The following is a 13,748-nucleotide window of genomic DNA, read 5'->3' as shown; positions in this document are numbered from 1 at the left end:
TGTTGTTGATTTTCGCGCGGTGCCTCATCTTTTTATTTTAACCTGCAAGAAAGACTTGTGTAGAATGACTTCCTCATTGATTCGCTTAACATTACTGCTAACCACCTCACTTATTGCCTTTGGCAGTTTTGGGCAATGTCCGGCCTGCGAAACAGCAACCGGCGAGCTCATCTTCAATGGTGATTTTACCGAAGGAGATGTAGGCTTCACCTCTGATTACAACGGCAACCCCAACCCGGGAGGTGGACTTCCTCCGCTATGGAACCCTGGCACTTATCAGATTGGCCCAAGCGCGAGCTCGTTCCACTGGGATTTTACAGGTCAGGGCTTGTTTCCCACTCCGGGAAGCAATTTCATGGTGATAAACGGGCACAACATTACCAATCAAAACATCTGGTGTCAAATGGTACCGGTAACACCCGGCGGGGTCTATACCTTTACGATGCACGTGCAGTCTGTTGTTACCGACAACCCCGGCATTCTACAGGTTCGCATCAACGGAACCGATGTCGGACCGCAGTACACAGCCCCTACAACACTTAACTTTTGGGATCAGCACAGCGTAACGTGGACGGCTCCTCCCGGGGTAGCTCAGGCTTTGATTTGTATTGTGGGCATGAACGGCGTGAATCACGGAAATGATTTTGGGCTCGACGGCCTGAGTTTTCAAGGCTGCATTCCGCTTGAAAACACGTTTGAAGCCAATGCCGGAGAAAGCGCCACCATCTGTTCGGGCGACACCTATACTTTGGGTGAGGAGCCGGTTTCCAACGTAAGCTACACCTGGGAAGCCCACCCGGCTTTAAGCAGCACGCAAATTGCAAACCCCACGGTTACCCTCATCAATGAAGGAAATAACCCCATCACCCACACCTTTTATCTAGCTGCCGACTCAGGCGGAACAGGTTGTATATCTACCGACAGTGTGGTCGTAATAGTAGTCCCTCCCTTTGAACTGGATTTGCCTGCAAATTTTGAAACCTGCGCATTTCCCTTCCAGATTGAATTTGAGCACCCCAATGCCGAAAGCTATTTATGGAGCAATGGCTCGGAAGATGCCTCTCCGATGATTAACCAGCCCGGAGCATATACCGTTACGGTAGCCGCAGGATTGTGTGAAGCCACGGCGACCACACAGGTATCTCTTGTTGACTTTGAACCTGTTGATTTGGGACCGGACCTCAATGTTTGCGAGTGGCCTGTGCTACTTGAAACCGGTATCGCCAATGCCACCTACCAATGGAGTACCGGCGAAAACACGGCTTCTATCGAGGTCAATGCACCCGGTTCATACAGCGTTACAGTGGTTCAAAACGGTTGCGAAAGCTCGGATCAGCTTGTGGTGAATCTCATCGCGCCCGAGCCCGCCAACCTTCCGGATTCGCTGGAAGCTTGTCTTCCTCCGGTGAACATAAGCGCTAACGTTACCAATGCAACTTACTCGTGGTCAACCGGTCACCAAACCCCTACTATTGATGTGGAAGAAACAGGATGGGTGTTTCTGACCTACGAACAAAATGGATGTGTGGCGATGGACTCAACCTATGTTCTTATTGAAAACACCTTTACCTTCAACATGATTCCGGATACAGCGGTGTGCTCCTTTCCAATCACTTTTGAAAGTAATGTAGAAGCGGAAACTTATTTATGGAGCACAGGAAGTACGCAGTCGTTTACCGAAATTCCATCCCCGGGTGCGTACCAACTTACTGCATCTACCGAGGGCTGTGAGGGCACCCGCACAGTTGTGATCAATCAGATTTCGTATCAATCAGCCCAATTGCCCGACTCGGTGATGGCATGTACGTTTCCGCTGGAAATTCCTTCGGGCGTGAGTCAGGCACAGAGTTTCAATTGGTCGAACGGGCAACAGGGAGCCGTGGCCAATGCGGAGGATGAAGGCGTCCTTAGTGTGGAAGTGATGCACAATGGATGCCCATCCTCAGCGAGCACCTATGTATGGCTTCAGCCCGAGCCCACCATTGCATTGAGTGAAACCTTCTACGAAATTTGCGACGGTGAGCGCCTTCAGATTTCGCCCTGGGTGCAAGAGGCAGATGAGATTAGCTGGTCGCACGGACCGGAAACAGCGAGTACTACCCTTCGCGAACCGGGGCTCTACACCATCACTGCCGAGAACATGTGCGGCACGGCAGAGCTGGATATATGGCTCGAAACCGAAGACTGCAGCCATACGCTGTTTATCCCCAATGCCTTTACACCCAACGAGGATGGTATTAACGACCTCTTTGAAGTACACGCCGGAAACTTCGCGGAAACGGAATTGTGGATTTTTTCCCGCAATGGCCAAATGGTGTTTTACTCTGCAGATATGAAGGGTAATAAATGGAATGGAAGCATCGGCGGATCCAACTACTACAGCAGCAGCGAAACCTTTGTGTACAAGTTCAAAGGCCGAACCATTCAAGGCAAGGTTGTAGAGCAGAATGGCACCATTTCTGTAATTCGGTGATAACAATTCGCTCAGTATGTCGTATCATTGAACCGCTTAACACATTGCAGAATCTGATTGCCATGACAAAACACTTCTCTCTGTTGGTATTTGTTGCCGTTGTTGCCTCTTTGATTTTTACCTCAAACAGTAGTGCACAGGATAATAATGAAGCCATGCGCTTTTTCGGTGAAGCTCGCAAGGCAGAAAAAGAGCAGAACTGGAATAAAGCAGAAAACCTTTACGGAAAGGCCATCGCAGCCGACCCCGGTAACGCACTCTATTACTACAGCAGGGGCACATTGAATTTACTTTTGGGGCGCGACCGAAGAGCCATTACGGACATCAATGAAGCAGTAAAGCTTGAACCCGGCAATCCTAAAATGCACCTTTTGAAAGCGCAGTATTTCAACTATAACAAACTTCCGGATTCTGCACTGGTTTACATTCAAAATGCCGAGGCACTTGAGATGACAGCCAAACAAGTTGCCGAGGCCCAAATTGCCAGGGGTGATGCTTTTCGCTTGCTTCGTGACTTTCAACGCAGCTCCGAAAACTATGAAAAAGCACTGGCTGTGGACACTGCCAATGCAGAAGCCCTGGAAAACATGGCCCTGGTTCTGTATGAATTGGGCGACAAGAAACAAGCTGCGCACTACCTCCAAATACTTTTAGCGCTCAACCCATACATCATGGATACCTACATCAATGTGGGTTACATTTACGCGCGCATCGGAATGTTCCTCGAATCGCTATCCTACTCCGATGAGGCCCTGAAATATGACCCGCAACAACCCATCGCCCTCGCCAATAAGGCCTACGCACTCTTCAAACTTGAAGACTACGACGAGGCCCTCAAAACAGTTAACCGATCCATTAAAAATATGCCGGCCAATCCTTTTGCACTCAAGGTGCGGGCTCTGATAACCATTGCCACAGAAGGTAGAATAAATCGTGCGTGCAGCGACCTGAAGAAATCCCTGAAATACGGGTACAACGAACTCTACGACGACGGTGAAGTAGATGCTCTGATTGAAACACACTGTAAATAATCCCATTTAATTCTCTTGAAAGCTGGCAACACTCGCCAGCTTTTTTTTGATCGGGATTCCTATTTGCGGCGGGAAATAATATTTTTAGTCTAATCTAATTTTTCTTTTACCTTTGCACAAATTCCAACCGCAAGAATCATGAAGAAAACATGTACAGCTGCAGCCATTTCATTCCTCACTGCGGCATTGATGCTTATTGGCAATTACTCTGTAGCGCAATCCACTATAAGGAGTTTTGTGTTCAGCGAGGGGAAGCCTGTGCCTTTCGTCTTTGTAACCCTTCAACCAGGCAATCATTCTGCTACTTCTGGTCAGGACGGTCAATGGCGATTAGATAATCTTGAAGAAGGACGATACAAAATTGAACTTCGCTGTCTTGGGTTTGCACCTTTTTCAGATTCGCTCATAGTGCCGGCTGGCAGCACCATTGAGCGCAATTTTCATTTGCAACCTGCTCACCAATACTTGCGCGAGGTAGAAATTGTGGATGAGCAAACCGGATTGCAAAACTGGTCGCCATACAGTATGGAAACCATTAGAGCCGACGTCATTGAGCGCAAAGGGAGTCCATCGGGATTAATGGGACAACTCACTGAAGCGCCAGGCATTACAGGGGCAGAAATGGGGCACGGTATCGTAAAGCCCATCATACGAGGCCTGGGCTTTTCCAGGGTAGTAACGATTTACCAAGGCAACAAACTCGAAAATCATGCATGGGGTGCTGACCACGGTTTGGGCGTGAATGATTTGGGTGTGCGAAGCACAGAGGTCATCAAAGGTCCCGCTTCCATTTTATACGGCTCCGGAGCCATTGGCGGGGTCATTATGGTACGTGACGACGAGCGCTATCTGGAAAGCACCCGACTTACCGGTCAGGCGGGAGCTACTTTTAACAGTGTATCAGGAGGATATCGGCCATACGTATCCTTGGGCAAGTCATTTGACAATGGATTTTTTATCGCTGCAGATGGTGCCATTGAAAACCACGCCGACTATGTGGATGGAAACAACCGCGTGATTGGCAACTCGAGGTTTCGCTCAGAAACGGGGCGCATTCACCTCGGAATCAAAAAGAAGAACTTCCGAAATAAGTTGAGCTACACCTTCCACAACCAGCAACTGGGCATAATAGAGGACGACGAAATGGACGACGATGAAAGTCTGGCGACCACCCGCTTTGACCGCGCCATGCAACTACCTTTTCAAAAAGTGCAGGATCACATCCTGTCATACAGCCAAAGCACCGTGCACAATCGCTGGACCACTACCCTACACTTCAGCTATCACATCAACGACAGAGAGGAAATTGAGGATGAATTCGACGAGGTGGATCTTGGTCTGTTTCAAACCCACATGTTCTACAACGCACGCGTATCACATCGCACAACCTCAAGTCTGGAAAACACACTGGGCGCTCAGGGCTCACATTTGTACAATAGAAACAAAGAGGAAGCCGAGGAAATACTCATACCAGATGCACGTCATGATGAAATCGGCGTTTACTACCTGGGGCACCTCCAATTAGGCAAAACATTGCTGCAGGGAGGTTTGCGTTATGATTACAGGCAAGTGAGGGCTGATGCAACGGCACCCCATATTCTGGATTACGGCTATGAGCTTCCAGGAAGTCCGGCAGATGCTAAACTAAGTCGGTATTTCAGCGGCTGGACGGGTTCTTTGGGACTTCATCAGTCGGTTGGGGCTTTCCAGGCGTTCAAGCTTAACCTCAGCACCGGTTTCCGCTCCCCCGACCTCGCCGAGCTTTTTTCCAACGGTCCGCACCCCGGAACCAACCGCTTTGAAGTGGGGGATGCCACCTTTAACCGCGAACAAAGTTTACAGGCCGATTTAGCATGGAATGTTTCCAAAGGCCCTGTAAATGCACAACTCACGGTTTTCGGAAACTACGTTGACCAATTCCTGTATTTTGCCGGAACCGGCGAACCGGCCCCCAATGACAATAACTTGGAAATATGGGCTTTTCTGCAAACGGATGCCTTTCTGTACGGCGGTGAATTCCAGTTGAGCTATCGCCCTATGCAAAACAATCGTCTCGAAATTCTGGCCCACGGAAGTTTGGTGCGAGGCCTCGACCTGGAAAATGAGCGCCCACTTACTTTCATTCCTGCCGACCGGGCATTACTTCGGGTTTCAACGATGCCATTCGCAGAAAAGCAACTTCAACTTTCAGGTACGCTCAGAATGGTGAGTGATCAAAACCTGCCTGGGCTCGGCGAGGAGCGAACAGCGGGCTATGCACTGGCAGATATTGCCATAAGCCATCGTTTTGATTTGGGAGGAACATCCTCTGTGCGCGTTGGCTTGCAGGCTTTAAACCTTTTCAACCAAACCTATGTAGATCACGTTTCCATCCTCCGGGCGTTTAACGTAACACACCCGGGAAGGAACCTGATGCTGAATCTTCAATATCAGTTTTAGGGTATTCACGGAATTCCCTCACGGTGGGGAAATGCATCATGACCGTGTTGAGTGGCTGTGTAATACTCGGAGCTACCGTTGCATCATGGAATGCACTTTCTGCTGAAGTTCCGGGTCTTGCTGATAGGCCTGCATAATCTGGTTATACTCTTCCAATTGCAAATCACTGGCAATGATGGCTGTTTCCATTTCCTGCTGCAGTTCCAGTTGCAATGCCTGAATCTGCTGCATGGCCTGACCAAACGCCATTTTGTCTTCGTCGCTCACGCTCATCGCCTCCGGATTGGGACTGCGTTGCTGAGAGGCCATTTCATTGAACGTCTCTACATCAAGACCTTGACCTTCGATAATCTCAACCATTTCTACTTGTGCTCCTTGCTGAATTTCGTTGATTTTCACGCTGGCATCTACAAAGCGCTCAAGCTGAGAATCGGAGTAATCGGTTTGAGGAAGAGCCTGCTGTTGCTGTTGCGGTAAAGCCTGGGCAAAAGAAGTTGCTTGAAGAAAAATAGTGAGGGCAACGACAATCGTTGAACCAATGAAATGCTTACTTTTCAATGTCATGATCATTCTGTCTTTTCGGGATTTTGTGCAAGTTACAAAATCGTTGGCGCTTTGAAGGCTCATTGCCTTGCAGCAAACCCGTTCTTAACATTGCTTAACGAACAATTGAAATTGGTACAACTTTTGAAAGCGTCAAATTCCAAACAACAAATCAATTGAATCATGAAAAAATCAACTCTCCTAATGACCTTTGTGGCCCTTTTCGCACTGAGCGCATCAGCCCAAAAGGTGAACGAAAAAGTAAAAGTGGAACACAACGGAAGCTGGTACGATGCCACCATTCTTAAAGTAAACGCATCCGAAGGAACCTACTACATCACCTACGATGGCTGGAGCGATTCATGGGATGAATGGGTAACCATTGACCGGCTGAAAGACTACGCCAAAGCTGCTGCCGAAACTCCCAAAGCACCGCTCACCAAGTTTAAGGTAGGTGACCGGGTTGAAGCTGAATACGGTATGATTCCCGAACCCGCCACCATCATTGAGGTCGGCGAGAACAAATACCACGTTAAGTACGACAAAAAAGTATTTGGCACCAAATGGGTAAGCGAACACCAGATTAAAAAGCTGTAAAAACCATTTCTGGTTGTAAATGAAACTGCCTCGCCAAAATCGGGGCAGTTTTTTTTATTCGCACTACCCCGATTAGCTATTTTTGACCGGCACATGAGAAACAATATCCTACATCTCGCCACCCTCACCCTGCTGGGTTTTCCGCTCATTGGCTGGATTATTCTGCTCGTTGCCGGAGGCCCTGATTTCTATTCGCTCTTTGCGATTACCTCTCCGCTCTGGCAGCAGCTTGGAATTGGTCTTTTAACTGGAACAGCAGCGGGTTTTATGGCCTGGCGCATGATTCAGAGTGCATGGATGACCCCGTTGCGCGAAAAATACGCCGGATTCATAGGGAAGTTTCGCCTAAAACCATGGCAGGTGGTGTATATCTCGCTTTGTGCCGGAATTGGTGAAGAAATCTTGTTTCGTGGGGTGATCCAGCCATACCTCGGAATTTGGATTACCGCCGTGTTGTTTGTGGCCATTCACGGGTACCTCAACCCTATGGATAAAAGGGTTTTCGTTTACGGCCTTTATATGACCCTGGTGATTGGACTTATAGGATACCAAACAGAGTGGTTCGGCTTGTACACAGCCATGGCCGCACATACAGCTATAGATGTGGTGCTGCTCGGAAAGATGTCGAAAATACAAACTGAAACCCAACACAGTGGTTTTACGTTGAACGACGAAGACGAACCTTCCGACACAGACGAAAATCCACAGCTATGAACGAATTCCAGTCAAACCGCGCCATCATACAACTGGTTGAAGAACGCGAAAAGTACCACGATGCCATCCGGCTGTTTAACCGCATATTTCATTGCTTGAAGGAGAAACCTCAATTGAGCGCCGACGAACAGGAGTGGATTCACAGCATGCAGAGCTACATTGAGAAGCATGCAGAGCAAAACCCGCAGGCTTAACAGCTATTTATCATGCGAGTGCCACAAAAAGTGACACGCAAAACTTCGGTAGGGGCTCCACCGCTCTGCATATTCGGAATACTCTTTCAGGGGCGCAGCTGAACTCAGTCCGAATTGGCGCTGCATGGCTTTGCGGATGCCCAAATCACCCACCGGAAAAACGTCCGGGCGAATCAGCGTAAACATTAAAAACATTTGAGCCGACCAAAGACCAATCCCTTTGATTTCGGTGAGCGAAGCAATCACCTCATCGTCGGGTTGCAGGTGCAAGGTGTGAAAACGGTCGGGGTTGGCCAGGAAATGCCGGCAGATGTCGTGAATATACCCCGCTTTTTGTCGCGATATACCCAGGCCCCTAAAATCTTCTTCCATCATTTCGCTCAAAACCTGCGGCTCCAGCGGATAGCCTGCCGCGTGAATCAAGCGGTTAAAAATGGTCTCGGCGCCTTTAAAACTCAGTTGCTGATACACAACTGACATCACCAGAGAGTAAAACGGATCCGGATAAACCGGAAAGGTAATAGTGCCACATTGCTCCATTACGCGTGCAAGTCGGGCGTCGCGTATAGCGAGTTCTTCGGCGATGGTAGTTTCTATGGTATAGTGCTGACGCATGCGCGATTTTTGAGACAACAAGGGAACGCTTTTGAAGTTCAGCGTGACTTCCTGGTGTGTTGGGCAAAAGTACAATGCCTAAATGTTAACAGGCATTTAAACCGGTTTGGTTGATTAACCCTGATTTTTGCAATCAGCAAAGAGCTTGTGTGGCCGTGTCGTGTCGAGAAGCTACGCCGAACGTCCGTTTTCATGATTGTATGAGCAAAAATTTCATTATCCATCACTCCGACAGAATCACCAATACGCATTACCCTCTGACAACGACACTGAAAGGGTCATATTTCAAAAGACAAGGCAATCAAGATAAAGGTGCAACCATAATGGGGTAGAATTTCACCCGCAACGCTCAGTTTTTATGGGTTATATCAATTTGGGATTTTGAAATGATGTGTTTCCAAAACATGACCATCTCTGCGCTTAACAGGAAATGGCGGGTCGAGCTTCAGTTTCTTGCTTACCCGATGCAGCACAAAGTCCTACCACCCCAAAATCCACGCAAACATCAGCGGCGCCACGATGGTGGCGTCGCTTTCAATGATGTACTTGGGTGTGTGGATATCGAGCTTACCCCAGGTGATTTTTTCATTGGGCACCGCGCCCGAGTAAGAGCCATAGCTGGTGGTTGAGTCGGAAATCTGGCAGAAATAGGCCCAAAACGGAATATCTTCCATTTCCATATCCTGGTACAACATGGGCACCACGCAAATCGGGAAATCGCCTGCAATACCACCGCCAATCTGGTAAAAACCCACACCGGCACCACCGCTGTTTTTCACGTACCAATCGGCCAGAAAAGTCATGTACTCAATACCCGATTTCATCGTGGAGGGCTTCAACTCGCCCTTGATGCAGTATGACGCGAAGATGTTTCCCATGGTGCTGTCTTCCCAACCGGGTACCACTATGGGCAGGTTTTTCTCGGCGGCAGCAAGCATCCACGAGTTTTTTGGATCTATTTCGTAGTACTGCTCCAAAACACCCGATAGCAACATTTTGTACATGTATTCGTGCGGAAAGTAGCGCTCGCCGGCGTCATCGGCTTTTTTCCAGATTTCGTGAATGTGTTTTTGCAATCTTCTGAAGGCTTCCTCTTCGGGAATGCAGGTGTCGGTTACACGGTTGAGGCCCTTTTCCAACAAATCCCATTCGTCCTGCGGGGTAAGGTCGCGATAGTTGGGTACGCGCTCGTAGTGGCTGTGCGCAACCAGGTTCATGAGGTCTTCTTCGAGGTTGGCACCGGTGCACGAAATAATATCAACCTTGCCCTGTCTAATCATTTCGGCGAGTACTTTTCCCAATTCGGCGGTGCTCATAGCACCGGCCAGGGTTACCATCATTTTGCCTCCTTTTTCGAGGTGGGCAACATAACCTTTCGACGCGTCAACAAGCGCCGCCGCGTTAAAGTGTAGAAAATGATTTTCGATGAATTCTGAAATGGGCTTACTCATGCCGTTTTGGTTTTTGTCGTTCGTTTTCTGGGGGCAGGTTTTGCCTTTCCGTTGATTTTTTCGGGATGCTTATCTACAGGATAGCCAAGCAGCCTCAACATTTGGTCAGAGCTTTGTTCTTCGGCAAACACTGTGTAGGTCAGGTTGTCGTCCTCATCGCGGTCAATCACAATATGCTTGGGGCAAGGAAGCAGGCAGTGCTGCAAACCGCCAAATCCACCCAAACTGTCCTGATAGGCTCCTGTGTTAAAGAAACCAATGTACTGCCGCTGGCGGGGGTCGAACTTGGGCAGAAAAATCGCGTTGCTGTGCTGCTCACTGTTGTAGTAATCATCACTGTCGCAAGTCATTCCGCCAAGCAGCACACGCTCATATTCTTTATCCCACCGGTTAATGGGAAGCATCACAAAGCGCTTGCTGATGGCCCACGAATCAGGCAGGGTGGTCATGAACGAGCTGTCAATCATCGACCATTTTTCCTTGTCGTTCTGCTGCTTTTGCTTCATCACCGAAAATATGGCACCTCCGCTTTCACCCACGGTAAACGAGCCAAACTCAGTGTAGATATCGGGCTCAGGTACACCTTCTGCTTCACAAACGGACTTAATTTGAAAGATGATTTCCTCAGCCATGTATTGATAGTCAAACTCATAGGCGAGTGAGTTCTTGATAGGAAAACCCCCTCCGATGTTCAGGGCCTTTAAATCGGGACAAACTTTTTTCAACTGGCAATACACCTGCAGGCACTTGTTCAACTCGCTCCAGTAGTAGGCTGTATCGCGAATGCCGGTGTTCACAAAAAAGTGGAGCATTTCCAGCTTAATGCGCGGCTCCTTGCTCAAATGATTTCTGTAGAGCGGAACAATATCCTTATACTTGATTCCCAATCGGCTGGTATAGAATTCAAACTTGGGCTCCTCTTCTGACGCAATACGTATTCCCATTTTGAAATTACCCTCAATGCGATTGAGCAGTTCAAACACTTCCCATTCATTATCAATAATGGGAACCACGTTTTCGAAGCCGTCGTTCACCAGGTCGGCAATCTTATCGAGGTAGGCAGCCGGTTTAAAACCATTGCAGGATATATGCTTTGACTTGTTGATTTTGCCCTGCAAAAACAGGTTCCGAAAGATGTCCATATCAAAAGCCGACGAAGCCTCAAGATGCACATTGTTCTTCAGCACCTCGTCAATCACAAAACTGAAATGTGAGCTCTTGGTACAGTAGCAGTAGTAGTACTTCCCCTTGTAGTGGTTGCGCATCATGGCCTCTTTGAACCACCCCAAAGCCAACTGAATGTTTTCGGTTATTTTGGGCAAATAGTTAAATTTCAGCGGTGAGCCGTATTTCTCTACCATTTCGTAAAGCGGTATGCCGTGAAACTCGAGGTGACCGTCAACCAGTTCAAATTCCTCCTGCGGAAAATCGAAGGTTTGATTGATGAGATCGGAGTACTTTATTTTCATGACGCGTTTTTGAGTGGAATATAAGGATTGCAAAGGAAATGCTTTTTTCAGGTTTCGAAATCACCTTTTCGGGTGAAGGGTTGTGATTAAAACTTAAACCTGACTTGTGCAATCACTTCCGACCTTGTAGAGCCGTTGATTTGCTCCAGTCCGGTTCCAATCTGATCGCGGTCGGTATAAAACCACACGGCATAGCGCAGCCAGATATCGATGCCGCGGGTTAGCTTGTATTGCGCCAAACAATACATTCTGCTACCGCGCCCCTGGTAGGGCGGGATGGCGTAGAAGTACAACACCTGGCTTTCGAAAGCATACATTCTTGCATTCCAAGATTCTGCATTAAAGATGGCATATCGCAATGAGAGGGTGAGCGGAGAATTCAACTTCTTGTAAATCACGTCCTGGTATAGCATTACGCCTCGCTCGGGCTCCAGTTCTTCACGCTGAAAATGAGAGAGCTCCAACCTCGATCTGATTTTAATCGCATCGGTAACCTGGTATACCAGATCAACACGTCCGTTGTGCAGTTCAGTTTCTTCAGCAAAACGGATGGGCACGTCCAGTGGTGCATTGCGCGGTCTTACCCGGCGTCTCCATCGGGCGTACATTTGAAGCCGGCGTGAGGGCCGATAGGTCACCTGAAGCAGATGGTCAACTCCGCTGGTGGAGGGCTGGTCTACCTGGTATCTCAACCACGGAAACCAGAACTGGTCAAAAAAGGCATTGATACGCCAACGGCGGTTTGGGTTAATTTCCAGGCCCATGTAAATACCGTTTTCGTTTGCGTTTCGGGTGGATTCTCCGATTGCCGTGGCAAAATTATTCTGGTAATTGCGCTCATAGGTTCGGTGTAAAACCGAGAGCGATACGCGCGGGTCAATGGCGATCATGGCCCCGTTCAGCATGGCTTTGCCACCGTTTTGACTCACGGCAGCCTCACCAAAAAAGTTGATGTTTCGCCAAACGTAGTTGTAATCCAGCCCCACGTTTACATTTTCGTTGGTATTAAGATCAAACTGATTGTAAATCTGCAGGTTTCTATCAACCATTCCGTCGTAAGCAACGCGTGCTCCGGTAAGGCCAATTTGGAGGTTCTTTGCACGGTATGCCACATTTGTACCGGTGATGAGTTCGTTAACAGCACGGCGTCCGGCCAGCTCGCGAGGGGTACGGTGAAATCCGGATTGCTGAAAGGCTGAGATGGCAACAAGACTTTCACCTTCAGAAAGTGTATCAGGTGTTTGGATAACAGAGGCGTCAATACCCTTGTAAGATACAAAGGGTGTTATTTCTACCTTTCCGAACCCGATGGTTGCCGCGGCGCCGCGCATAAAGAGGTTTTCGTTTACCCCGGTATAGGGAGACAATCCACGGGCACTGCGTTTTATGTTGAGCGAAAAGGCCGATTTGTTAGAAAAGGCAAATCCACTCCAAAAGGTAAGTCCTTGTCCGAATTGCGCCTGATAATCGCCGATAGCGAGTTTGCGCACGGTTCCCTTTTGATTGTTGAGAAATACATGTCCGCTCAAAAAATCAAAACCTGACCGGAACTCACGCGGATTGAGATTGGGCGCCTGTGAACCCCGAAAAAACTCTTCGCCCGGGTCTTTTTCGGCTACAAATCCATAGGACAATTTGTTGCCATAGGTATAGCGGTAACGTGCATATAGATGGTCAGGACTTCCCAGATAACGGGCATTGGGGTTTTGCTCCAACTCCTCTTCCGTGATGTCTGAATAACCGCGCTGTTCCTCCAGAATGCGTCGGTACCGCACAATCATGTCGTGCTGGCCCTCTTTCAACATTTTCTTCAGCGGGGTGGCGCGTAATTCACCTCGTTCACGCACGGTTATGAAAGGCGCTATAAGCTTGATAGTCTGGGGATCAAAACCCGGAACCACCTGTAATTCGTAAATGTTGAGCAGGTCGCCAAAGCGTGCAATGTGCGCATACAGATTATTGATTTGGATGTCGGTAAGCAGGTAAAGCCGGCTGAAATCATCGAGGGTGGCTTTATTGAGGTTGATGGGGTTGTCCATAAACAACCACAGGTCATCGAACAGCTCAGCATAGTCAACCTGGGTTTCTTCGGTGAGGCTTTCAGAAATAAACTCTACGCGTTGCTCAATGATGGCACTTTTATCGAGCTTTTCAAAGGGGTCCTGCGCTTTGACCAGCCCCGTCAGCAAAACGGCCAGTGCTATGAACCCAGCGCGCCTCAT

At 48.6% G+C, this 13,748-nt stretch carries 11 protein-coding genes; 6 read left to right on the top strand and 5 right to left on the bottom strand.

Annotation, left to right across the window (positions count from 1 at the left end; all coding sequences use genetic code 11):
* The first annotated feature begins 64 nt into the window (after positions 1 to 64).
* From EA392_03755 to EA392_03745, 3 genes are all read left to right on the top strand, one after another.
* Complete coding sequence (locus EA392_03755; protein TVR40534.1) at positions 65 to 2,473, top strand: hypothetical protein; 2,409 nt, start codon at positions 65 to 67, stop codon at positions 2,471 to 2,473.
* Positions 2,347 to 3,504, top strand: coding sequence for a hypothetical protein (locus tag EA392_03750; protein TVR40533.1), 1,158 nt, complete (start codon positions 2,347 to 2,349; stop codon positions 3,502 to 3,504). Before EA392_03755 ends, EA392_03750 begins: the two co-directional genes overlap by 127 nt.
* A gap of 138 nt (positions 3,505 to 3,642) precedes the next feature.
* Entirely contained in the window at positions 3,643 to 5,943 is a 2,301-nt protein-coding gene (locus EA392_03745; GenBank protein TVR40532.1) for a TonB-dependent receptor, read from the top strand.
* Between the two features lie 72 nt (positions 5,944 to 6,015).
* Here EA392_03745 and EA392_03740 read toward each other — a convergent pair whose 3' ends face one another.
* Positions 6,016 to 6,570, bottom strand: a complete 555-nt coding sequence (locus tag EA392_03740) for a DUF4168 domain-containing protein (GenBank protein TVR40531.1) — start codon at positions 6,568 to 6,570, stop codon at positions 6,016 to 6,018.
* Positions 6,571 to 6,669: 99 nt separating this feature from the next.
* Between EA392_03740 and EA392_03735 the strand changes: the two genes are divergently transcribed.
* From EA392_03735 to EA392_03725, 3 genes are all read left to right on the top strand, one after another.
* Complete coding sequence (locus tag EA392_03735) at positions 6,670 to 7,083, top strand: hypothetical protein (GenBank protein ID TVR40530.1); 414 nt, start codon at positions 6,670 to 6,672, stop codon at positions 7,081 to 7,083.
* 93 nt (positions 7,084 to 7,176) lie between these two features.
* Positions 7,177 to 7,797: a CPBP family intramembrane metalloprotease gene (locus EA392_03730; GenBank protein ID TVR40529.1), complete on the top strand. Its 621-nt coding sequence runs from the start codon at positions 7,177 to 7,179 to the stop codon at positions 7,795 to 7,797.
* Positions 7,794 to 7,991 carry a hypothetical protein gene (locus tag EA392_03725; protein ID TVR40528.1) on the top strand — a complete coding sequence of 66 codons (198 nt, stop codon included), beginning with the start codon at positions 7,794 to 7,796 and terminating at the stop codon, positions 7,989 to 7,991. Before EA392_03730 ends, EA392_03725 begins: the two co-directional genes overlap by 4 nt.
* A 3-nt stretch (positions 7,992 to 7,994) precedes the next feature.
* On the opposite strand, the gene EA392_03720 is transcribed toward EA392_03725, so the two are convergent.
* The 4 genes from EA392_03720 to EA392_03705 all read right to left on the bottom strand — a co-directional run bounded on the left by EA392_03720 (position 7,995) and on the right by EA392_03705 (position 13,748).
* Positions 7,995 to 8,606, bottom strand: a complete 612-nt coding sequence (locus EA392_03720) for a DNA-3-methyladenine glycosylase 2 family protein (GenBank protein TVR40527.1) — start codon at positions 8,604 to 8,606, stop codon at positions 7,995 to 7,997.
* Positions 8,607 to 9,085: 479 nt separating this feature from the next.
* Complete coding sequence (locus EA392_03715; GenBank protein TVR40526.1) at positions 9,086 to 10,057, bottom strand: deoxyhypusine synthase; 972 nt, start codon at positions 10,055 to 10,057, stop codon at positions 9,086 to 9,088.
* Positions 10,054 to 11,526, bottom strand: coding sequence for an arginine decarboxylase (locus tag EA392_03710; GenBank protein ID TVR40525.1), 1,473 nt, complete (start codon positions 11,524 to 11,526; stop codon positions 10,054 to 10,056). Before EA392_03710 ends, EA392_03715 begins: the two co-directional genes overlap by 4 nt.
* Positions 11,527 to 11,612: 86 nt before the next feature.
* Positions 11,613 to 13,748: a helix-hairpin-helix domain-containing protein gene (locus EA392_03705; GenBank protein ID TVR40524.1), complete on the bottom strand. Its 2,136-nt coding sequence runs from the start codon at positions 13,746 to 13,748 to the stop codon at positions 11,613 to 11,615.

Source organism: Cryomorphaceae bacterium (assembly GCA_007695365.1).
GTDB lineage: Bacteria > Bacteroidota > Bacteroidia > Flavobacteriales_D > SKUL01 > SKUL01.
The sequence above is the reverse complement of the archived record's forward strand: the minus strand, read 5'-3'. Positions and strand labels throughout refer to the sequence as shown.